Source organism: Streptomyces sp. SID13031, from assembly GCF_010548305.1.
GTDB lineage: Bacteria > Actinomycetota > Actinomycetes > Propionibacteriales > Kribbellaceae > Kribbella.
Window position 1 is genome coordinate 84135 of record NZ_JAAGLV010000017.1, and the last position, 23450, is coordinate 107584.

The 23450-nt window shown below is 67.8% G+C and carries 16 protein-coding genes; 15 read left to right on the plus strand and 1 reads right to left on the minus strand.

Annotated features, from left to right (window positions below; all coding sequences use genetic code 11):
- The first annotated feature begins 72 nt into the window (after positions 1-72).
- The 9 genes from G3I17_RS29600 to G3I17_RS29640 all read left to right on the plus strand — a co-directional run bounded on the left by G3I17_RS29600 (position 73) and on the right by G3I17_RS29640 (position 12747).
- Positions 73-1755 carry a sodium:solute symporter family protein gene (locus tag G3I17_RS29600; RefSeq protein WP_164600906.1) on the plus strand — a complete coding sequence of 561 codons (1683 nt, stop codon included), beginning with the start codon at positions 73-75 and terminating at the stop codon, positions 1753-1755.
- A gap of 22 nt (positions 1756-1777) precedes the next feature.
- Complete coding sequence (locus G3I17_RS29605) at positions 1778-2041, plus strand: hypothetical protein (RefSeq protein ID WP_164600907.1); 264 nt, start codon at positions 1778-1780, stop codon at positions 2039-2041.
- 101 nt (positions 2042-2142) lie between these two features.
- Positions 2143-3036: a hypothetical protein gene (locus G3I17_RS29610; RefSeq protein WP_164600908.1), complete on the plus strand. Its 894-nt coding sequence runs from the start codon at positions 2143-2145 to the stop codon at positions 3034-3036.
- Positions 3036-4811: a GMC family oxidoreductase N-terminal domain-containing protein gene (locus G3I17_RS29615; protein WP_164600909.1), complete on the plus strand. Its 1776-nt coding sequence runs from the start codon at positions 3036-3038 to the stop codon at positions 4809-4811. Before G3I17_RS29610 ends, G3I17_RS29615 begins: the two co-directional genes overlap by 1 nt.
- A gap of 97 nt (positions 4812-4908) precedes the next feature.
- Positions 4909-5676: a phytanoyl-CoA dioxygenase family protein gene (locus G3I17_RS29620; RefSeq protein WP_164600910.1), complete on the plus strand. Its 768-nt coding sequence runs from the start codon at positions 4909-4911 to the stop codon at positions 5674-5676.
- Positions 5673-6575, plus strand: coding sequence for an AraC family transcriptional regulator (locus G3I17_RS29625; RefSeq protein WP_164600911.1), 903 nt, complete (start codon positions 5673-5675; stop codon positions 6573-6575). Before G3I17_RS29620 ends, G3I17_RS29625 begins: the two co-directional genes overlap by 4 nt.
- Before the next feature lie 228 nt (positions 6576-6803).
- Entirely contained in the window at positions 6804-9293 is a 2490-nt protein-coding gene (leuS, locus tag G3I17_RS29630) for a leucine--tRNA ligase (RefSeq protein ID WP_164600912.1), read from the plus strand.
- 12 nt (positions 9294-9305) lie between these two features.
- Positions 9306-9725, plus strand: coding sequence for a YjbQ family protein (locus G3I17_RS29635; RefSeq protein ID WP_164600913.1), 420 nt, complete (start codon positions 9306-9308; stop codon positions 9723-9725).
- A gap of 511 nt (positions 9726-10236) precedes the next feature.
- Positions 10237-12747, plus strand: coding sequence for a helix-turn-helix domain-containing protein (locus G3I17_RS29640; protein ID WP_203590941.1), 2511 nt, complete (start codon positions 10237-10239; stop codon positions 12745-12747).
- 598 nt (positions 12748-13345) lie between these two features.
- Here G3I17_RS29640 and G3I17_RS29645 read toward each other — a convergent pair.
- A complete protein-coding gene (locus tag G3I17_RS29645) occupies positions 13346-13978 on the minus strand; it encodes a pyridoxamine 5'-phosphate oxidase family protein (RefSeq protein ID WP_164600915.1) in 633 nt (210 codons plus the stop codon).
- Between the two features lie 52 nt (positions 13979-14030).
- On the opposite strand from G3I17_RS29645, the gene G3I17_RS29650 reads away from it, so the two are divergent.
- The 6 genes from G3I17_RS29650 (at position 14031) to holA (ending at position 23318) form a co-directional block, all read left to right on the plus strand.
- On the plus strand, positions 14031-14873 hold the full coding sequence (locus tag G3I17_RS29650) for a DegV family protein (RefSeq protein WP_164600916.1): 843 nt from the start codon (positions 14031-14033) through the stop codon (positions 14871-14873).
- 97 nt (positions 14874-14970) lie between these two features.
- A complete protein-coding gene (locus G3I17_RS29655) occupies positions 14971-16212 on the plus strand; it encodes a VOC family protein (RefSeq protein WP_164600917.1) in 1242 nt (413 codons plus the stop codon).
- 115 nt (positions 16213-16327) lie between these two features.
- Positions 16328-18007 (plus strand): DUF222 domain-containing protein, encoded by a 1680-nt coding sequence (locus G3I17_RS29660; RefSeq protein ID WP_164600918.1) that lies wholly within the window; start codon positions 16328-16330, stop codon positions 18005-18007.
- 245 nt (positions 18008-18252) lie between these two features.
- Entirely contained in the window at positions 18253-18936 is a 684-nt protein-coding gene (locus G3I17_RS29665; RefSeq protein WP_203590942.1) for a ComEA family DNA-binding protein, read from the plus strand.
- Positions 18937-19819: 883 nt separating this feature from the next.
- Entirely contained in the window at positions 19820-22000 is a 2181-nt protein-coding gene (locus G3I17_RS29675; RefSeq protein ID WP_239063028.1) for a ComEC/Rec2 family competence protein, read from the plus strand.
- A 334-nt stretch (positions 22001-22334) separates the two neighbouring features.
- Positions 22335-23318, plus strand: coding sequence for a DNA polymerase III subunit delta (gene holA, locus G3I17_RS29680; protein WP_164600919.1), 984 nt, complete (start codon positions 22335-22337; stop codon positions 23316-23318).
- Positions 23319-23450 lie beyond the last annotated feature (132 nt).

Sequence of the window (23450 nt, forward strand, 5' to 3'; positions counted from 1 at the left end):
GGCGGGGGAGAGTAACGTTCCTCACCGGTAGCATCACTATCCGTCACGACCGACGATGCGGAGGACCGGTTTGTGATTGCGCAAGACTCGATTCTGCGGCTGGATGCCTCAGCGATCGACTACATCATCATCGCGTTGTACTTCACCTTCGTCCTCGGCATCGGGTACCTCGCCAAACGCGCGGTCTCGAACAGCCTGGACTTCTTCCTGTCCGGCCGGTCGCTGCCTGCCTGGGTGACCGGGCTGGCCTTCATCTCGGCCAACCTCGGCGCCATCGAGATCATGGGCATGTCGGCCAACGGCGCGCAGTACGGGATGCCGACCGTGCACTACTTCTGGATCGGCGCGATCCCGGCGATGCTGTTCCTCGGCGTCGTGATGATGCCGTTCTACTACGGCTCCAAGGTCCGCAGCGTGCCGGAGTTCATGCTGCGCCGGTTCGGTAAACCCGCGCATCTGGTGAACGCGATCAGTTTCGCCGTCGCCCAGGTGCTGATCGCCGGCGTCAACCTGTTCCTGCTGGCGACCATCGTCAACGTACTGCTCGGCTGGCCGATCTGGCTGTCGCTGATCATCGCCGCGGCGATCGTGCTGAGCTACATCACCCTCGGCGGCCTGTCCGCGGCGATCTACAACGAGGTGCTGCAGTTCTTCGTGATCGTGGCGGCGCTGCTGCCGCTGACCATCATCGGCCTGCACAAGGTCGGCGGCTGGCAGGGCCTGGTCGACAAGATCACCGCCGACCCGAAGGGCGGCTCACAACAGCTGCATGCCTGGCCGGGTGAGCAACTGAGCGGTTTCACCACCAGTTGGCTGTCCGTGATCGGGCTGGTCTTCGGCCTCGGCTTCGTGCTGTCCTTCGGCTACTGGACGACGAACTTCGTCGAGGTCCAGCGGGCGCTGGCGAGCAAGAACATGTCGGCAGCCCGGCGGACGCCGATCATCGGCTCGTTCCCGAAGATGTTCATCCCGTTCATCGTGATCATCCCCGGCATGATCGCCGCGGTCGCCGTCCCGGAGCTGAAGGAGCTGAAGCAGACCGGCAGCGGATCGGTGACCTACAACGACGCACTGCTGCTGCTGATGCGTGACCTCTTGCCGAACGGCATGCTCGGGCTGGCGATCACCGGTCTGCTGGCCTCGTTCATGGCCGGGATGGCGGCGAACCTCAGCTCGTTCAACACGGTCGTCACCTATGACCTGATCGAGCGGTACATCGTCAAGGACCGCGACGACGCGTTCTATCTGCGGACCGGCCGGTGGCTGACCGTCGGCGGCACCGTCATCGCGATCGGCACGGCCGCGATCGCGTCCGGCTACAGCAACCTGATGGACTACCTGCAACAGCTGTTCTCGTTCTTCAACGCGCCACTGTTCGCCACCTTCATCCTCGGTATGTTCTGGAAGCGGATGACGGCGACGGCCGGCTGGGTCGGCCTGGTCAGTGGTACGTCCACGGCGATCCTGGTCTTCATCCTCTCGGAGACCGGGGTGATCAACCTGCCAGGGCAGGGCGCGAGCTTCGTCGGGGCCGGTGCGGCCTTCGTGGTCGACATCCTGGTCAGCATCCTGGTCAGTATGGCGACCAGACCGAAGTCGGATGAGGAGCTCAAGGGACTCGTCTACTCCCTGACGCCAAAGGAGGACCGGACCGAGGTAGCGGAGGAAGGCGACCACGGCTGGTACCGCAAGCCGACCGTGCTGGCCGGGATATCGCTGGCCATGGTCGTCGTCCTGAACATCGTCTTCGGCTGAGACCCGGAAGGAGCAACACGAGATGGCAGACAAGAAGAAGGCCGGCGCGTTCGACATCCGGGTGGTGATCGCGCTGCTGATCGCGATCTACGGCCTGGTGCTGACGATCCTCGGCATCATCGCCGACCCCGCCGAGGTGGCCAAGGCCGACGGCATCAACATCAACCTGTGGGGCGGCATAGGGATGCTCGTCTTCGCCGCGGTGTTCATCGGCTGGGCCCGGCTGCGGCCGATCGTCGTACCGGTGGAGAAATCGACAGACGAAGCGGCAGAAACAAGCGAGTGACCTGTCGGCACCACTGGTCGTTGTAGGACCAGTGGTGCCGGTGGTTCCTTCCCTGACGTGGGATCCCGGCGTAGCCCCCATTTCACTGCGAAGGACCCCGTATGCCTGCAGCAGTTCCTCTTGCCCGAAGGGCCTTCCTGGCCCGGATCGGCGTTCTCGGCGCGGCGCTGGGAGGTGGCGGACTGCTCACTCGCAGCCTGCTCAACCCTGCCGCCGCCGCGACGAACCCGCTCCTCCCGCCCGCGGTGGACCTGGTCCGCCCCGTCCTCGCGGCACTGGCCCGCGACACCCTCAATGGCCTGACGGCCTTCTGTTTGCCCGGCCCGGACCAGTACTCCCGGACCCAGCGCGCCTCCAGCCGTACTCCCGGTGCGATGGAGGCCGGCGCGACCGACTTCATGATCACCGCGCTGGACAACTTCGTCCCGTTCCCCGACGCGCTCGCCCAGCCGATCAGTGCCGCTCTGGTGACGGGACTGGCCGACACGGGCATCAGCCTGCCGGGCCTCGAAATACTGCCTGCTGAGCTGCGCAGCCTCGACCAGGCGTTCTCAGCGCTGCTGCAGAGCGACGAGGCGATCCCGCTGTCGTTCCCGATCGCCGGCCTGCTGAACCTGATGGCGACCCAGGTGAACCCGGCCGCCGTGAACGGGCCGCACCTGTCGCCGTTCGCGCGGCTGACGTACGCCGAGAAGGCGAAGACGTTCGAGCTGATCGAGAAGACCGACTCGGATCTGATCGCCCTGCTGGACGTGCAGTTCCCCGAGCCGTTGCAGGAGTCCGTGTCCGGGCTGCTCAAGTTCGTCGGCGGCGCGCTGATCGAGTTCGCCACCTTCGGCGCGTACAGCGAGTTCGCGGTACTGGACAAGAAGACCAAGACGCTGCGCAAGCGGCCGGTCGGCTGGGCACTCACCGGCTACCAGCCGGACGGCCCGGTCGAGGGCTGGGACGACTTCATCGGGTACTACCAAGGGCGTAAAGAGGTGCACGACTGATGCGCGACGTGATCGTGATCGGAGCCGGCGGTGGTGGCCCGGTGGTCGCCAAGGAGCTGGCGGCCAAGGGACTCGACGTCCTGCTGCTCGAGGCCGGACCGCGGCACGCCAAGCCGCGGGAGGAGTGGTCGACGTTCGAGGAGGACGCGAACAACCCGCTCAGCGGGTACTTCCGCCTCGGCCCGACCGACCGGTCCAAGCCCGCGTGGTATAGGGAATGGCCGCAGAACTCGTTCGTCTGGCAGCTGTCCGGCGTCGGTGGCACCACGCAGCACTTCTACGGCAACTACCCGCGCGCGTACCCGGGTGTCTTCAAGGGGTACGACGGCGCCGACCGCAACGAGTACGACGTGAACCACCGGTTCCCGTTCACCTACTCGGAAATGGTCCCGTACTTCGAATGGGTCGAGGCGATCATGCCCGTCCAGACGGCCGCGATGGGGCACAAGGAGCAGTTGTTCTTCAAGGGCGCCGAGACGATGGGGCTGCCCGTCCAGACGACCAAGACGACCCGCATGCCGTCGTACCGGCCGCAGGAGAACGCGATCCTGCAGCCCGGTGGCACCGCGGGCAAGACGTCGGACAAGAACCTGCTGAACTACCCGCAGGCGACCGGTTGCACCTTCTGCGGCTACTGCTTCCAGGGCTGCATGCGGCCGAACGGTGCCCCGCGCAACCAGTTCGCGAAGCGCTCGACGGACAACAGCTACGTACCGATGGCGCTGACGGCCGAGGTCTGGACGCGCGGTGGCAAGCCGGCCGAGCTGATCGCCGACGCCTACGTCACCAGGGTCCACACGGAGTCGCGGCACGGCGTACTGACCGCGTCCGGCGTGACGTGGCGGGACAACGTGACGGGTGACGAGCATCGCGAAGACGCTCGGGTCGTGGTGATGTCCGGTGGGTGCACGGAGAATCCGCGGCTGTGGTTCAACAGTGGCCTGCCGAACCCGAACGGCTGGGTCGGGCGCGGCTACACCGATCACTTCTTCGACTGGATGATCGGGTCGTTCGACGACTACACCGGCAATCCCAAGGGCGTCGGGTCGAGCGCGCGGCTGGACTACCCGCCGTACGGGGGACTGGAGAACGTCGGGCTGCCGCCGGCGTTGAGCGCCTTCTCCGCGTCGCTGTCCGACAGCGGGATCCGTGGCCAGTACAAGAACGGCCGGGGCGCGACCGGGCCGTGGGATGGCCCGGCCGGCCGGGTGGCGGGACCAGAGCTGAAAGAGCTGCTGTCCGGCGGCATCGACAAGCTGCTCACCGTGCTGGTGATCACCGATGACGACGTCGAGGCGCAGAACCGGGTCACCACCTCGGCACTGCCGGCCGACGAGAACGGGCCGATCCCGAAGGTCACCTTCCAGCAGCGCAAGCGGACCAAGCGGACGCTGAAGAACCGCGAGTTCATGGCCCGCAAGGCGGCCGATCTGCTGCGCGGCGCGGGCGCGAAGAAGGTCTACCGGATCGACTGGGCGCCGCTCATCCTGCACGTCCAGTCGTCGATGCGGATGGGCGAGTCCGAGGAGAACTCGGTGCTCGACAACCGGGGCGAGACGCGCGCGGTGAAGCGGCTGTTCATCGCGGACAACTCGGCGCTGTCGAACGGGCTCGGCGGGCCGAACCCGACGCTGACCAGCCAGGCGCTGGCGACGCGGACGGCGGAGAAGATCTTCCAGACGTACTTCGACGGCGATCCGTGGGTACGCAAGGAGAACCCGGTGGTCTCCACCGACCCCCGGATCAGCGTCCGGTTGGGGCAGCTGGGGTTGTAGTCATGTCTGTTTGACGAACATCGGCGTCCGGGCAGATCCTGCTGCTCGGACGCCGATGTTCCTACGCTCGGTAGTACCCGAACAGGAGGAATCCGAGATGACGATCATGCAGAGCCGGCCGGAGCTGCCGGCGCTGGCCACGCAGTACGCCGAGCAAGGCTTCGTACTGGTGAAAGGCCTGCTCAGCAAGCAAGAGGCAGCGGCGTACCGGGAGGCCGGCCATGCGCTGCTGGCCCGGCTGAACCGGGATGACGATCCGACCTGGCAGTCCGCGATGGGGATGTCGGGTGCGAAGACCCGGCTGCGGCATCTGCACGACGCGCAGTTCTACGACGCGGCCTTCTCGAAGCTGCTGGTGGACCCGCGCTTCACCGACGTGGCCGCTGCGGTGATGGGGGTCGAGGACGTCCAGCTGCACCACACGAAGCTGTTCGTGAAGCCGCCGGAGAACGGTTCGCCCTTCCCGCTGCACCAGGACTATCCGTTCTTCCCGCACAAGTACCACCGGGTCGGCGCCGCGATCTTCCACTTCGACGACGCGCCGGAGGAGAAGGGCTGCGTGCGGATCATCCCGGGCAGCCATCTGGCCGGGCCGCGCGAGCACGACCCTGAAGGCTCGTTCCACCTGCCCGACGTTCCGTTTGACGACGCGATCCCGCAGCCGGCCGAGGCTGGAGACGTCTTGTTCTTCACGTACCTGACCGTGCACGGCTCCGGGGTGAACGTGAGCAGCGAGCCACGGACAACCTGGCTCGTCCAGTACCGCGACCCGTCCGACCCGCCGACCGTGAAGACCCACGACCACTCGCTCGGGCAGGGCATGATCCTGAGAGGGATCGACCCGACTGGCAGGGGGAGTGTTTGAGCCTCGCAGCTGTCGCCGCTGCTGAGCGGTTCGTCGACCTCGCGGGGCTGCTCGAGACCTGCGAGGTCGGGGGCTTCCGGGCGGACTTTGTCAGCTGGGGGCACTACCGGCCGGAGTACTGGCGCAACTACTGGCACAGCCACTCCTTCCACGAGGTGTGTCTGGCGTACTCGGGGGAGGGGCGGTTCAACTGCGGCTCAGCGGAGTATGGGGTCAGCGCGGGGGATCTGTTCCTGGCGCGGCCGGGGGACGTGCATGAGATCGAGTCGAGCCGGTCGGCACCGCTGGGGATCGCCTTCTGGGGGTTCACCTTCCGCCCGGTGGATGCTGTCTCCGGTACTGGCTGGTGGTCGGGGCTGACCCGGGCAGCCGGTCCAGTGGTGTCTACCGCCGTCGGTGGGTTGCCGGCTGTGGTTACTGCGCTCGCAGGTGAGGCAGCGGAGCCGCGGTCTGGCTATGGCGAGGCAGTGGCGGCTCTAGGGGCTGCGCTCGTGCTGGACACGGCTCGCGCCTTCGCCCTCGACCAGGACTTGTCGGTCGATCCCGTAGTACGGGATAGAGGGCCAGTGGTGGTGGAGGCGATGCAGCGGCATCTGCTGGACAACCTGGCCCGTCCGGTGACGGTGCGGGAGGTAGCGGCCGCAGTGCACCTGTCTGAGCGGCATGCCGAGCGACTCTTCCGGCAGGTCGTCGGCGCCTCGATGATGTCGACCCTGCGCCGGTTGCGGTTGGAGCTCGCTGCACAGCTACTACTCGACGCGGCCTTCACCGTGACCGAGGTCGCGCGTCGCTGCGGGTACTCCGACGTGCGGCCGTTCTCCACCGCGTTCAAGCGGCACTACGGCCGTACGCCGGGGGAGTACCGCCGTACGGGCGGTACGTCCTTCGTCTCCGGCTAATCTCCGGCTAGAAGCTGGCCTGGTGGCCCCTGGAGTGTGCCCGTTCGGACTGCCCCGGCGGGATGCGGTAATCTGAGTGGTATGCGAGTGACCCTGCTCCTTAGTTAGCCGTACTGGCGCCTTCTGAGCGCTGACCAGTACGGCGTCCCCTCCTGCGCGAGGGGCTTTTTTGTTTCCGGGCACGTTCGGCAGGGTTCCCATGACATCTCTAGACGCAGGAGTACGACGGTGAGCGAGCACGTGGAGCACGAGGCGGACGACGCGATCGACCGCGGCGGCTACGACTTCAACGCCATGCAGGCCAAGTGGCGGCCGGTCTGGGAGAAGCTCGACCCGTTCAAGGCCCGCGACGACGGCTCGGCCGAGCGCCGGTACGCGCTGACGATGTTCTCCTACCCGTCGGGTGACCTGCACATGGGTCACGGCGAGGTGTTCGCGCTGCACGACCTGCTGTCGAGGTACTGGTTCCAGCAGGGCTACGACGTGCTGAACCCGATCGGCTGGGACTCCTTCGGGCTGCCCGCCGAGAACGCGGCGATCAAGCGCAACGAGCACCCGGCGACGTACACGTACGCCAACATCGAGACCCAGGCGGAGTCGATCCGGCGGTACGCGCTGAGCTTCGACTGGTCGCGCCGGCTGCACACGTCCGACCCGGAGTACTACCGGTGGACCCAGTGGCTGTTCCTGCGGTTCTTCGAGCGCGGGCTGGCCTACCGCAAGGCGTCGTACGTGAACTGGTGCCCGAACGACCAGACCGTGCTGGCCAACGAGCAGGTCGTCCAGGGCCGCTGTGAGCGCTGCGGCTTCGAGGTGACCAAGCGCGAGCTGACCCAGTGGTACTTCAAGACCACCGAGTACGCCCAGCGGCTGCTGGACGACATGGACCAGCTGGAGTGGCCCGAAGAGATCCTGCTGCAGCAGCGGAACTGGATCGGTCGCTCCGAGGGCGCCTTCACTGGTTTCGCGGTCGAGGGCCGCGAGGAGCCGATCAAGGTCTTCACCACTCGCCCGGACACACTGTTCGGCGCCACCTTCCTGGTCGTCGCGCCGGACTCCAAGCTGGCCGAGGAGCTGGTCACGCCGGCGCAGCAGGAGGCCTTCGACGAGTACCTGAAGGCCGTCAAGGCGTCGACCGAGATCGAGCGGCTGAGCACCGACCGGGAGAAGACCGGTGTCTTCCTGGGCGCCTACGCGACCAACCCGGTGACCGGCGAGCGGATCCAGATCTGGGCCGCCGACTACGTGCTGTCCGACTACGGCACCGGCGCGATCATGGCCGTACCCGGCCAGGACTCGCGCGACTGGGAGTTCGCCGAGAAGTTCGGCCTGCCGATCGTCCGGACCGTACAGCCCGAGGATGGTTTCGACGGCAAGGCGTTCACCGGCGACGGGCCGGCGATCAACAGCGCCAACGACGAGATCAGCCTGGACGGACTGGGCGTCGCCGAGGCCAAGTCGACGATGATCGACTGGCTGGAGGGCAAGGGCCTGGGCGAGCGGACGATCAACTTCCGGCTGCGCGACTGGCTGCTGAGCCGGCAGCGCTACTGGGGTGCGCCGATCCCGATCATCCACTGCCCGGTCGACGGCGAGGTGGCCGTTCCGGACGACCAGCTGCCGGTCGAGCTGCCTGACCTGCGGGGCTCGGCTCTCGCTCCCCGGGGTGTCTCGCCGCTGGCGTCGGCCCGCGACTGGGTCGAGGTGGCCTGCCCGAAGTGTGGTGGTCCCGCCGAGCGTGACACCGACACGATGGACACCTTCGTCGACTCGTCCTGGTACTTCCTGCGCTACATCTCGCCGGACTACACCGAGGGACCGTTCGACCCCGAGGCCGCGCGCCGCTGGATGCCGACGTACCAGTACGTGGGCGGCAAGGAGCACGCCGTCCTGCACCTGCTGTACGCGCGTTTCTTCGTCAAGGCGCTGCACGACATGGGGCTGCTGGACGCCACCGAGCCCTTCACCCGGCTGATGAACCAGGGCCAGGTGATCAACGAGGGCAAGTCGATGAGCAAGTCGCTGGGCAACGGGGTGAACCTGGGCGACCAGCTGGACACCTTCGGCGTCGACGCGATCCGGCTGACGATGGTCTTTGCCGGTCCGCCCGGGGACGACATCGACTGGGCCGACCTGTCGCCCGGTGGTTCGCTGAAGTTCCTGCAGCGGGCCTGGCGGCTGAGCGGGTCGGTCGAGTCCGAGGTCGGAGTGGACTTCTCCACCGGTGACCTGGCGCTGCGCAAGCTGACCCACAAGACGGTGGCCGACGCGGCCGAGCTGATTGACTCGTACCGGTTCAACGTGATGATCGCCCGCACGATGGAGCTGGTGAACGCGACCCGCAAGGCGATCGACTCCGGCCCGGGGGCGGCCGACCCGGCCGTCCGCGAGGCGGTCGAGACGGTGGCGATCCTGCTGAGCCTGGTCACGCCGTACACGGCCGAGGACATGTGGGAGAACCTGGGCCACGAGCCCACGGTCGCCAAGGCCGGCTGGCCGAAGGTCGACCCGGCTCTGCTGGTCGAGGACTCGGTCATCGCCGTCGTCCAGATCGCCGGCAAGGTGAAGGACCGGCTCGAGGTGTCTCCCGACATCACCGACGCCGAGCTGGAGGAGCTGGCGCTGGCCTCGGAGGCTGTCCAGAAGGCCCTGGACGGCCGGGGAACCCGCAAGGTCATCGTCCGCGCGCCGAAGCTGGTCAACATCGTCCCTGCCTGAGACGCTGCACGAATGCGTTCAGAGCTGATCGACGTCGGAACGGGCGGCCGCGAGGTCGTCTTCGACCTGACGAGCAAGTGCGAGGAGTTCGTCACCGCCCAGGCCCACCAGGCCCAGGGTGACGGACTCCTGCACGTGTTCGTCCCACACGCGACGGCCGGGATCGCGATTCTGGAGACGGGCGCGGGCAGCGACACCGACCTCCTCGCAGTACTGGAAGAGCTGTTGCCCCGCGACTTCCGCTGGCAGCACAGGCACGGTACGGCGGGGCACGGGCGCGATCACGTGCTGCCCGCGCTGATCCCGCCGTACGCGTCGATCCCGGTGATCGGTACGCGGCTCGCGCTCGGGACGTGGCAGTCGATCTGTCTGGTCGACACCAACGTGGACAATCCGCAGCGACAGGTCCGGCTGTCCTGGTTGCCGAGTTAACTTTTATTTCAATTGCTTCAGAGCTTATTGGTGACTTATTGCGATGTTGCCGAATGCGTTACGTATGCGAAACACGTCTCCGCTTGAATACTCCACATGGCGGCCATGGGGAACCTGCGTGAGCACTGGCTCGGTGTTGGTAGCGAGCTCTTGGTCCGGGCGACCAGGAGTATCTGCGACGGCAGCTTGTTGAATGCGGATTCGGGCCGGGCGGACACCCGGGCCCGGATCGAGGAATGGACCGGCGTGCTCTCTCTATATGCCCCGGTAAATGAATCGAGTTCGGTTCGCGTCAGCGCCTGAGGCGGCAAACAATCGTTTGCCTGGACCGGGGCGGTGGGGTGGGAGAAGTGCCAAGCACAGCCCGTCTCGAAGTGTGGTCACTGGGTGCATACGACCCCGGCAGCCCTGTCACGCTATGTTGTGGGGGGACTGTGAGGCTCTGAAGGGGTGACGGGCTTTGTCGGACGGGGATGGCCGGGCTGAGGGAGGGCGTGGTTTTGCCGATCTCTTGCTCGACCTGAGAGTCCAGGCAGGACTGTCGCAGGAGGAGCTGGCCGACAAGGCCGGGCTCAGCGTGAGGACCATCCGCGAGCTCGAAGCGGGCCGGGTCGCCCGGCCGCGCAAGGACTCCGTCCGGCTGCTGGCCGAGGGCCTGGGGCTGCGTGACGCGGATGCGGGACGCTTCCTGGCCGCCGCGGGTCATGCGACCGTGCGGCCCGTGATCGCCGTGGCAGACCCCGCGCCGACGGGTTTGCGCTGGCGGGGGACCAGGCCGATCCCGGACGGCCTCGTCGGCCGCGACAAGGAGTTGGAGGAGCTTGAGCAGTTGCTCCGGCAGAACCGGCTCGTGACGCTGGTCGGGCCGGGCGGCGTCGGCAAGACCGAGCTCGCGCTGGCCGCTGCCGATCGGGTCTCCTCGGTGGACACGACCGTGGTGGTCGTCGACCTCACGACGGTGCAGCGCGACGCCGCAGTACCGTCGGCGATCCTTGACGCTTTCGGGACGGCTCCTGGTACGTCGGATCTCGATGACGTGTTGTCCGGGCGCAAGCCGGGTGACCTGGTGATCGTCGAGGACAACGCCGAGCACGTGCTCGACGGGGTTGCGACGGTGGCCAACCGGATGGTCCGGAGTTTCCCGGGGATCGGCGTGCTGGTGACGTCGCGGATTCCGCTCGGGTTGCCCGATGAGGTGGTCCGCCGGGTGCAGGTGCTCGGCGTACCGGCCAATGACAAGGATCTGGACGAGATCGCGGCTTCGCCGGCCGTGGTGATGTTCTGCCGGCGGGCGGCTCGGGTGCGTCCCGACTTCGCATTGACCGCCGAGAACGCGGCGACGGTGGCTCGGCTTTGCCAGCGACTCGACGGGCTGCCATTGGCGCTGGAGCTCGCGGCGGCCAGAGCCGGGTCGTTGTCGGTGGAGACCATACTGACTGCCTTGGACGACCGGTTCCGGCTGCTGTCGGGGCCGCGCCGGTTCGGGGCTCCGCATCAGCGGACGCTGGCCGACACGATCGCGTGGAGCGTCGACGCCTTGTCGGATCCTGCGCGGCAGCTCCTGTACCGGACGTCGATGCTGGGGTCGCCGTTCACCCTCGACGCGGTGGTGGGGGTGTGCACGGGGGCGCCGATCGACCCGCTGGACGTGCCGATGCTGCTGGCCGAACTGGTGGACAAGTCGCTGCTGCAGCCGGTGCTGGAGTTCGAGCAGCTGTACGGCGCGCGGTACAAGATGCTGGAGACGATCCGCGAGCACGCCTATGCGGGACTGTCCTCGCAGGGGGACGACCTGGTCGAGTTCAAGGATCGGACCGTCGCGTGGTGCTCGACGTACGTCGAGGGGCTGGACGGCGCCTGGTCGAGCCCGGACCGCGACCGGCGCTATCGGGCAGCCAACGCGAACTCGGCGACCTTCGAGGTGGCGCTGGAGCGTTCTACCTCGCTGGGGCAATGGGACACGGCTGCTGCCATCGTGCTCGGGTTCCGGATCGCCTGGCAGTACCAGGCGAGTCTGGCCGAGAGCGGGATCCAGTGGGCGAGCCTGTGCGCCGAGAACGTCCAGGACAAGGAGGTCAGCGGCCGGCTGCTGGCCATCGCCGGGCGGCTCTCCAACCTGACCGGTGACGTGCGGGCGGCCCGCAGGTACTACGGCGAGGCTCGGAACCTGATCTCGCCCGAGTCGGAGATGGGCCTGATGGCTCGTGGCGGCTGGGTGTCGTCGGGGTCGCTGCTGCTCGACACGTTGAGCCTGGCGGAGATACCGGCGTTGGTGGCCGACGCGGTCTCGCATGGCGACGTGCAGCGGTCTGCGACCGTGCAGGCGATCTGTGGGCTGGCCCTGGCGCGCTGGGGGAGGCTGCCTGAGGCCAAGGAGCTACTGCTCGCCTGGGAGGCTGCACTGGCCAACCCGGGGGTGTATCCGGATGAGATCGCGTACATGGCGCTGTGCCGGGTCGAGCTGGAGCTGGGGAACCTGTCGGAGGCCCGGAGGTGGGCGGAGCTCGCCAGAGGCAGCCAGGCGTCTGATGACCCGGAGCGGACGAAGGTGGCCGGGTGCCTGGCGATGGTGGAGTTCCAGGCTGGGCGGTTCGAGCTGGCGCAGGCGCTGATCGATGAGGCCGACGCGGACATTCGCGGGCACCGGGGGTACTTCGACTATCTGGTGATGCTTTACCGGAGCCGGCTCGCTCGGCGGGCGGGGGATCTGGAGCAGGCCAGGTCGTCTATCCGGGATGCTGTGAGCCGGCTGCTGCTCGAGGGGCGAGTGGTCTACCTGCTGGACGTCATGCCTGAGGCTGTGGCCGTGCTGCACGCTCTGGAGCAGCACGAGCAGGCCGATCAGCTCTGTGGGCAGTTGCTGGCCTGGCAGCGGACGATGGACCCGCCGATGCTCCCGACGGCCTGGGCAGTCCTCCAGGAGTCCTGCGAGAGCGCTCCGGTCGCCGAGGGCTGGCCCCTCCCCGACCCCGCCGAAGCAGTCCGCCGGATGGCAGACGAGCTACTCACCGCCCTCTCCTGACCCGTCCTTTCCTTGGTGTCGGCGCCCGACGAGTGGGGTCGGGTTTCGTGACGGGGATCGGAGGAAGCTGCCGGGGAACTGCCGGTGCTTCTGCCTCGTCCTGACATGTCCGTCAGAACAAGAATTACCCCCGTAGGGCAGGTTCCACGAGACAGAGATCCGAGACCGGATTCGAGCCACACGGGCAGAGAAGGAGGCGATGACCATGACCAAGAAGTCACGGCGCGCCGCACTGCCGGGAAGCACTTCGAAGCTGGAGCAGGCGACGCGGAAGACATCCGACGGTCGGACGGTGGGGGCGCCGAACAATTGTCGAGATCTCCGGAGTGCTGGATCGTGCGGAGCTGCCCTACCTCACACCGGGGGCCGTGCACCGTCAGGGCACGTGACCCGGGGCGGGGTCCCAGCAGTGACCAGGCACACGACACAGGGGACGAGTGCTGGTCCGGTCGACACGGGAAAGCCGGCGGGTTTGGTCACCTGCCGGTGGGTCGACCGCTGGGGCTCCCCGGGGGGAACAGCGGTGAGACGCACAGGGGACGGCTCACCGCACAGCCGGTACCAAGCCAAATGAGCTGACACCGAGGGGGAGTCAGCTCTATCGGCGAGGTGGAGGACCACACAGGGGATGGTCGCTCCACCTCGCCGCGGCACCCATCCACAGCCCAGTCGACCAACCCGGCGTCGACTGGGCTCGCGGCGTAGTACCGGTTCGGCTCAGCGGCTCGGGAGTACCGCGGTTTTTGTCGTGGGCGTAGCCGACCATCCAGTGGGGCTCGAGCCGGCAGTAGGCGATCTCGTCGGCCCAGGTCGACGGGGAACTCCCGTAGTGGGCGACCAGGTGCGCCTCGATCTCGGCGAAGTCCGGGTGGTCGGTGGTGAGGAACTCCACCCGCCCGTGGCTGAAGACGCCGATCCGCTCGCCGTCGACGTACGAGATGCTCGCCGCCGGTCGGGCCCTGAGCTGGCGCACCTTGGCCGCCTGGCCCGAGGTCGTGAACACCCAGCGCGCATGCAGGAAGTGCCCGTCGACGGCGCTGATCCGTGGCTCGCCCTTCGCCGTCACGGTCGCCAGATTGAGCGTGCACATCCCCTGCAGCACCTGGACCAGCTCGGTCGCGGTCAGCCGTCGCTCGGCGGTCACGATGCTTTGCAGATGCTCCGTGGATCGCTCGTAGGCGGCCTCGAGCAGCCGCTGCAGTTCCTCGACTTCCTCGTTCGTCTCCTTCATTGACCGAGTCTGACACCAGGCGCCGACGAAAACTGTCCGGTAACCTCGCTGCATGTCAGCCCGCGTGCACGTCGTCACCGACTCCACCGCGGGTCTGTCGGCGCACGAGGTGTTCCGGCTCCCGCTGACCGTCGTACCGCTGCAGGTGGTGATCGGCGGGACGTCGTACGACGACGGCGCGACCAGCTCGGACGCGGTCGCCGAGGCGCTCAAGACGTTCACCCCGGTGTCGACCAGCCGGCCGGCGCCGCAGTCGTTCACGGACACGTACGCCGAGTGCGCCGCCGCCGGGGCCGAGTCGATCGTGTCGATCCACTTGTCGGGGGACATGTCGGGCACGTTCGAGGCGGCCATGATCGGGGCGAAGGAGTCGCCGATCCCGGTGCGCGTGGTCGACTCGCGGTCGCTCGGGATGGGGCTGGGCTTCCCGGTCCTCGCCGCTGCGGTTGCCGCTGCCGATGGCGCCGACCAGGCGGGCGTGGAGGCGGCGGCTCGCGCGCGGATGGCGGCGGTCTCGTCCTACTTCTATGTCGACACACTGGAGTACCTACGACGCGGCGGCCGGATCGGCGCGGCCCAAGCACTCCTCGGTACTGCGCTCGCCGTCAAGCCACTGCTCACCATCAGCGGCGGGCGGATCGTGCCGCTGGAGAAGGTCCGTACGTCGAGCCGCGCGATCGCCCGACTGGCCGACATCGCCGTCCAACGCGCAGGCGAAGGCCCGGTCCAGGTCGCCGTCCACCACCTGGCCAACCTCGACAAGGCCCACACCCTGGCAGATGGCCTCGCCGAACGCCTCCCCCAAGCAGAAGAGATCGTCCTCCGCGAGGTCGGCGCCGTAATCGGCGCCCACGTCGGCCCAGGCATGCTCGCCGTGGTCATCGCCCCCCGCTGACCTCCTTTGCTCCCCGCCTTGGGCTGGCTTGGGCGAGCTCGGCGCGGTATCCGCGAATGCGGACGGGGGGCGTCCGCGAATTGCCCTACGTTGAGCCATGGCCAAGAGCGAATTCGAGCAAGTCGATGGTGTCGAGGACTGGCGGGTTCTCGACGCTAGTACTAGCGCGTGGTTCGCCGCGCCGTCATTGACCACTGGCGCCGCGCTGGTCGGACGCATCGCTGAGTTGACGGGCGACAGTGGCCTACCCGACGTGGATCTGCGCGTCGGCGGGGTGCGCGTGCGAATCGGCGTACCGGACTCTCCGTCCCCGGCCGATGTCGCGCTTGCTCGCGCGATCTCGGCTGCGGCTCGGGAGCTGGGCCTGACCGCGGATCCGGCCGCGCTGCAGACCTTGCGGCTTGTGATCGATGCCGCTGACGGAGCTTCGGTGAGGTCGTTCTGGCAGGCAGCGCTCGCCTACGAGCCGACCGCTGACAACGGCCTCGCGGATCCGTTGCGACGGGACCCGGCGATCTCGTTCCGTGAGCTGGCTGAGCCACGGCCGTTGCGCAACCGGATCCATGTCGACGTGAGCCGGGTGCGCGAAGCGGTGGAGGTTGTCAAGGCTGCCGTCGGCGGGGACGGGTACGGCCCGTGGCAGTTCACGCGCGCCGACCCGGAAGGGAACGAGCTCGATCTCGTACCGGGCCCTGAGCTCTCGGATGGGCCGGAGGCCGCCGACTGGTGGGCGATGTTCGGCGCGATGGTGTTCTATCCGACCGCATCGGCCGAGCAGGCGAGCCGACTCGCCGCGGCGGTTGCCGGCCTGGCTGACGACGCGGCCCGGCCGCTGCTGATCGACCTCCGGCCGGACGGCGTCACGATCGACAGCGGCAAAGACGAGTGGGAGAACGATCCTGCGAGCTTCGCGGAACTGGCAGTCCGGATCCAGACCGCTGCGCACGATCTGGGACTCTCTGCGGACCCAGCGCGCCTGCGCTTCGTGCAGTTCGGCCTGGATGCGGTCGACATCACCGCAGTACGGGCCTTCTGGACGACTGTGCTCGGCTACCAGCACGACCCACGGACCGGCCTGACCGACATCTGCGACCCGCGCCGGCTCAACCCGGTCCTCTTCTTCCAGCCGATGGACGCCGCGGACGAAGAGCGCCGCCGCCAACGCAACCGCCTCCACTTCGAGCTCGCCGTCCCAGCTGAGCAGCTCCAATCCCGCCTCGATGCTGCTGTCGCTGCCGGCGGGAGACTGCTGGCCGCGGAGACTCCGGCGCACCGCACCATCACCGATCCTGAGGGCAACGAGCTGACCATCGTCACCCCTATCCCGACCTCGATCTGACCGGCCTACACGAAAATACGTCGTTCCTCGTGGTGTCTTTTTCCCCTTGTGGATAAGGGGAAACGAGCCACTCGCGATTTCGCATCAACACCGATGGTGACGTATAGTCGAACACATGTTCCCATTGGACTTGGAAGGCTACGACGCCCGCGCGACACTCGACGCGGCGGCAGAGATGCGTGCCTTGCAGTCACAGGCGGAAGTGGCCGAGATACGCCTCGGTCTGCATTTCGTGGACCTGCATCCTGACCCGGCGACGCTCTCCGAGGCGGCGGTCCGAGGTGGGGAACGAGGCGTTGTATACGGCGGTGCAGGGTGCCCCGTGGTCGGGGAGTTCGCCGCCGCGGAGTTCGGCGCTGTCACCGGTCGGTCGGCGGGAGCCGCGGCGCGTTTCCTCGGAGAGGCGCTGGCACTGAGGCATCGACTCCCGCTGGTCTACGCGCAGATGCTCTCGGGACACGCGGCGGCCTGGAAAGCCCGCAAGATCGCGGCCGCCTGCATGGAGTTGTCGCAGGAGGCCGCGGCGATCGTCGACCGGAGAGTCGCCGGCATCATCGATTCGGTACCACCACTGCGTCTGGCGAACATCGTCCGCGCAGCGATGTGGGAGGCCGATCCGGAGATCGCTCAGGCAAAGGCTGAGGAGAGGGCCCGGAAACGAGGAGTCTGGGCCGGGCGAACCGACGAGCACGGCACCACGATGTTGTTCGTGCGCGCCAGCACGGGCGATGTGATCCGGTTCAACGCCAATGTCACCCAGATCGCCAACGCTCTCGCCGCCCTCGGCGACACCGATTCCCTGGATCAGCGCCGCGCGAAGGCGATCGGCGTCATCGCCGACCCCGCGCTGGCCGACAAGCTCCTCCAGGTCGCCCAGCATCTGACCGCTTCTCCTGAGTTCGCCGGCCAGTTCGAGCCCGGCGCAACGGCTGGGGATGCCGATGAGCAGGCGGCTGATCAGGCCGCAGAGGAGCGGGTATGGGGTGCGCCGACAGCAACGCGCAGAGACGAGTCGGTTCCGGCGCCTGCGGCTGAATCGGCTGGCCAGGCGGACGACATCGAGTTCGACCACGAGTCTGATGGCGACGACTTCACAGACGACTCGCCGTACCCCAGCTCTCCTGCCTTCGAGGGCTACCTTCTCGATCCGCCCCAGCCGCTCGACTCATCCAGGTCCTCTGACCGGTCTTCTGACCGGGTGGACGAGGCGCAGGAGCCGGATCGCGGAATGGACTGGACCGCTCGCCGGGAGCTGGGCAAGAAGATCTCCGCCATCCGGCAGTCCGCCTACACCACGCGGAGACCAAGACAGACGGTCATCTATGCCCACATCACCGACGAGGTCCTCCTCGCCGGGCAGGGAGTCGCGCGCGTCGAAGGGTACGGTCCCGTCTACGTGAAGCGGCTGCAGGAGTTCCTCGGCCACGACCAGGTGGTCATCCAGCCGGTGATCGATCTGAGGGTCGGCGTCAGTGTCGATGCCTACGAGATCCCGCGCCGGATCCGTGAACAGGTCAAGCTCACCTACCCGGTCGAGCAGTTCCCTTACGGCACCGCTATGACCACCGACAGCATCGACCTCGACCACATCGAAGCATTCGATCCGAACGGACCACCGAAGCAAACGAGCACCGAGAATCTCTCACCCCTGCGGCGATTCAGCCACCGGGTCAAGACCCACGGCGACTGGAAGGTCCAGCGCGTCGACGACCACACCCAGGAATGGACAACTCGCCATGGATTCAAGTTCCGCGTCGACCACCTGGGCACTCACCGCGTCGAGGACGACGGTTGAGGCGGTTGTCCCCAGGCTGAGAAGTTCTTCCGGCGAGCGCCGGGAAGGCTCGTACTTTCCCTGGTGTGAAGCTCTCCCGCCGACCCCCACCTCCGGACCCGGAAGCCCGCCGACAAGCCCTCTCCCGGCTCCACGCCGCCACTCACCCGAAAGACCCCGAGGAGGCACGAGACCCCGACGAAGTCAGAGGCGGGTGGACACCAACGGCAGCTCTGCCCGACCGCTTGAAGGGACCGCTATGGACATTGTCTCCGCGCCATGTGGTCGTACTTGCCCTGGTTCTTCTCGTCGGCCTGGCGTGGGCGACCTACGCGCTCTTCCGTGCGAACCCCGAGACCATCCCCAACCCACCCAGCAGCCTGAGCACCGGCTCACCAGTGGCCACTCCCGGTCTGGGAGCGACAACTTCAGCCCAGAGCAACGGCGGCTCACCAGGTTCGCCTGGCTTGCCGGGCTCGGCGGGCTCACCCGGCGTGGCCGGGATTCCGGCGACGGTCGTGGTGCACGTTGCGGGCAAAGTCCGTCGTCCTGGGCTGGTTCATGCGCCGACGGGCTCGCGGGTCGCCGACGTACTGGCCGCAGCGGGTGGAGCGCTGCCAGGGGTCGACCTGACGACGCTCAACCTCGCGCGCCAAGTCACCGACGGCGAGCAGATCGTCGTCGGAGTCCCCACGCTCGCGCCTGCAGGCACACCCACCGCAGGACAGCCACCCGGTACTCCGAGGGCACCTGCCGCTACGCCAGTCGACCTGAACACGGCGACCCTCGCCCAGCTCGACGGCCTGCCCGGCGTCGGACCGGTCCTGGCCCAACGCATCCTCGATTGGCGCAACGAGCACGGCCGCTTCACCAGCACCGACGAACTCCAGGAAGTCCCCGGAGTAGGCCCCAAGAAATTCGAATCACTGAAGCCCCATGTCCGAGTCTGACTCCGACGAGCAGGAACGAAGCCGCACGCCCAATCCGGAGCCTGATCACCAGCAGCGAAGCGATACATCCAGGCCTGAGCCTGCTGGGCAGCAGCGAAGCCGTACGTCTGGGGCTGAGCCTGGCGGGCAGGAGCGAGATTATGCGTCCGGGGCCGAGGCTGATGGACAGGAATACAGGGCCGACCTGCGCCTACTCGTCCCAGCGGCCGCAGGCTGGCTGACCGCCGCGCTGCTCGTCGGAGCAAGCACATCGACTGCCGTGTGGGTAGCGGCCCTGACGGCCTCCGCAATGGGCGCCGCGCTCCTGACGGCCCGCCTCCGCGGATGGTCACGGCTCGCCGGAGGGCAACCAACCGTAGTGTCCCGGCGGGCCGGCATCGGAGGCAGACATCAGCCGGACGTGCGGCGGCTGCCCGGTTTGGCGCAGCGGCCCGAGCGCGCACGGGAACCTCGCCTGCCCGGCATGCCCGGCATGCCCGGCCTGCCCGGCGAGTCCAGGCAGTCCGGACGGTCCGGTGACTCCAGGTGGGCTGGGCAATCCGGTGAGTCCAGGCAGTCCGGCGAATCCAGGCATTCCCGTGATTCCGGTGAGTCCAGGCATTCCCGCGAGTCCAGCGATTCCAGGGAGTCTGGGCAGCCCGGTGAGTCCGGTGAGTCCGGGTGGGCTGGGCAGTCCGGACGGGAGCGGTGGGCTTGGGAGCCGGAGCCGGAGCCGGAGCCGGGGGAGCCCGGGCGGGAGCGGGGGACTGGGGAGCCTGGGCGGGAGCGGGGGACTGGGGAGCCTGGGCGGGAGCGGGGGACTGGGGAGCCTGGATGGGGGTGGTGGTCGGGGACTGGCCGGGGGCGGTCGGCAGGGGCCGGACGGTGGTTGGTGGGGCGGGTGATGACGACTGCGCTGGGGGTTGGGGTTGTCGTGGTGGGGATGGCGGTGGCTGCAGGGTTGCAGGTGGAGAGGTTGCAGGCGGGGCCGGTGATGGAGTTGGCGCAGTCGGGTGCAGCGGTGAAGGTGCGGCTGAAGGTCATGGGGGACCCGGTGGTCCGCAGTAGCCCGGGCAGTCGGCGTCCGCCGTACTTGGTGATTCGGGCAACTGTCGAGGAGGTGAGTGGTAGGGGAGCGGCAGCACGAGTTCATACGCCGGTGTTGGTGATCGGATCCCTGCACTGGAAGGAGGTGAGGTTTGGTCAGCACGTGGAAGCGACCGGGCGGCTCCAGCCGGTCGATAAGGGCAGCGACGTGGCTGCGATGCTGTCGTCGCGGGTGGCGCCTCAGGTGCTCGATGAACCCGCCTGGTGGTTGCGGGCGGCTGAGCGAGTCCGCGCTGGGCTGAGGCAAGCAGTGGCTGGTGAGCCAGAGGCGGTACGCGGGCTGGTACCGGCGCTCGTCATGGGCGACGAGTCCGGGTTGCCATCCGAGCTCGCCGAGGATTTCCAGACGACTGGGCTCACGCATCTGTCGGCAGTCTCCGGTACCAACCTCACGCTCCTGTTGGCGTTTGTGCTCCCTCTAGCCCGGCTCATCGGCGTACGGGCTCGCGGGCTGACCGTCGTCGGGCTCGTCATGGTCGTCGTGTTCGTGGTGCTCGCCCGGCCACAGCCAAGTGTTCTCAGAGCAGCCGTGATGGGCCTGGTCGCGCTGGCTGCGATGACGGGTGGCGGCGGAACGCGGCGGGCGGCGCGGAGCTTGTCGGTCGCGGTGATCGCCTTGCTGCTGGTCGATACCTCGCTCGCCAGGTCCGCCGGATTCGCGCTGTCCGTACTGGCGACCGCTGGCATCGTCCTCTTGGGACCGAGCTGGCGCGATGCGCTCGCCCGGTGGATGCCGGTACGCCTCGCAGAGGCTGTTGCCTGCCCACTCGCCGCACAACTCGCCTGTACTCCGGTGGTCGCGTGGCTCTCCGGTCAGGTCTCGCTAGTGGCCGTCGCAGCCAATCTCCTAGCGGGACCCGCCGTGGGGCCGGCGACGATCCTTGGCTTCGGGGCGGCCGGGATCGCCTTGCTGAGCGCAGATCTGGCCCGCCTCCTCGGCTGGTCGGCGGGTTGGCCGGCGCGGTGGATCATCCTCATCGCGGAGAAGGGGGCCGATCTGCCCGGTGCCTCCAGCGCCTGGCCCGCCACGGTGATCGGCGTCGCCGTGCTGACCCTGCTCTGCGTCGCGCTCATGGTCGGCCTGCACCGAATACTCGCGCGCCCGATCGCGATGCTGCTTGCCCTGGCCCTGCTGGCAGTCGTCATTCTGCGGCCAGTCCGCTCGCCGGGCTGGCCGCCCGGAGACTGGCTCATGGTCGCCTGCGACGTTGGCCAGGGGGACGGGTTGGTTCTGCACGCAGGTCGGAGTACTGCGGTAGTCGTAGACACAGGCCCCGACCCGGCGGCCATCAACCGCTGCCTCAGCGAGCTTGATGTGAAGTACGTACCCGTCGTCGTGCTCACCCACTTCCACGCTGACCACGCGGGCGGCCTGGCAGGAGTACTGCAGGGGAGAACAGTCGGCGAGATCGAGGTGACGCCGTACTTCTCGCCGCCCGCGGAGTACAAGCGCGTCCAAGCACTCGCCGCCGAGCACCGGATCCCCATCAGAACTGTTACCTACCGAGAGAAACGCACGGTCGGCCCAGTTAGCTGGACCTCGTTGTGGCCGGCGAGTGTGCCCGCGCTCACCGGCAAGTCCACAGCAACCTCCACCGACGAAGGCTCACCCGAGAACAACGCGAGTATCGCGATGATGACCGAGGTCGCCGGCCTCCGCCTGCTCCTGACCGGCGACCTGGAGCCCGAGTCCCAACGAGCAGTTCTCGCCAGCGGCGCCGACCTGCGAGCCGATGTACTGAAGGTCCCGCACCACGGCTCCGGCCAGCAGGACCCTGCCTTCATCGCGGCGACGAAGGCCAGGCTCGCGATCATCTCCGCCGGCCTCAACAACGACTACGGCCACCCGGCGCCGCGAACCCTGGACCTCCTCAACCACCAGGGCATGAAGATCGCCCGTACCGACACCTCTGGCTCGATCGCCCTGCAAAACCCCGACAGCTACCTCTCCATCACCACCCGACGAACCAGCCCTTGAAACGACCCGCCGTACGCCGAGATGCTCAGCAACCGCCGCTGCCCAGCTCTGCCGCAGGCGCCGGCGACGCGATCCTGAAGCCTTCGGTGCTCAGCTCTGCTGCAGGCGCTGGCAGCGCGGACCCTGGAACCACCCGGTGGTGCTAAATCTGCTGCAGTTGCCGGCAATGCGATCCCGGAATCTCAAGTGCTCAGTTCGCTGGAGGCGACTGGCGACGCGCCCCTTGGAACCTGCTGGTGGGCAGCTCTGCAGCAGTTGCCGGGGAGGCTGGTCTGGGGACCTGCGGGAGGGCTGATGGGGAATGTCGGGAGGGCATGGCATGCTGGCGGGCGTTATGGCTGCTCGAAAGAACTCCGCGCCCAAGCTTGGCGACGTCCTGCTCGTCACCGGTCCGGAGGCGTTTCTCGCTGACCGGGCCGTTCGCTCCGCGATTGTCGCCGTCTCCAAAGGTGGCGTCCAGATCGAGGTGACCGAGCTCGGCGGGGCCGATCTGGATGTTGGTGCCTTCGCCGAGCTCACTGGACCGTCGCTGTTCGCGGCTGAGCGGGTGATGGTGCTCCGAACCCTCGAGAACCTGCCCGCCGAGATGGTCCCGCACCTGCTCGAATACGCCGGTGCGCCGTCGGAGGATGTGCTCGTCGTCCTCGTCCACTCCGGTGGGCAGAAGGGCAAGGGTGTTCTCGACAAGTTGCGGAAAGCCTCGGTCAACGAGGTGGTCGCGACCGCGCCGAAGACCTGGGAGCTGCCGCAGTTCGTCCTCGGTGAGATCAGACTGCTCAGCGGCAGTATCGACGAGCGCGGCGCCAATGCGCTGGTCGATGCCGTCGGGCATGACCTGCGGGCGCTCGCCGGAGCGTGTTCGCAGCTCGTCTCCGACTCGGGCGGCCAGCCGATCAGCCCCGAACTCATCAGCCAGTACTTCGGCGGTCGCGCCGAGGTGACGAGTTTCGCGGTGGCCGACGCGGCGATCGCCGGACGTACCGAGCCCGCGCTCGAACAGCTGCGCTGGGCACTCGACTGCGGTGTCGCCGCCGTACTGGTGACGAGCGCGATGGCAGGCGGCCTGCGCGGACTGGCAAAGTACTCGAGTGCGCCGAGCGGGCTCCGTGAAGCCGACCTGGCCCGCGAGGTCGGCGTACCTCCGTGGAAGCTGAAGACCCTCAAACAACAGTCCCGCGGCTGGACCGCCGGCGGCCTCGCGACCGCGATCAAAGCGGTAGCCCAAGCCGACGCCGACGTCAAAGGCGCCTCCGGCGACGCCGGCTACGCACTCGAACGCATGGTCATCACGGTCAGCCGAGCCCACGGCCGCCGCTGACCCACGGCTGGCCCACTGCTGACCTACTTGCCTTTCGATCTGAGGCAAGTCCTGCCGCGGCGGAGTTCATGCAGCGGCCACGGTGGGGAGCCGGGCGCCGGGAGGAAGCAGTTGCGCCGAGCTTGCGGTCGC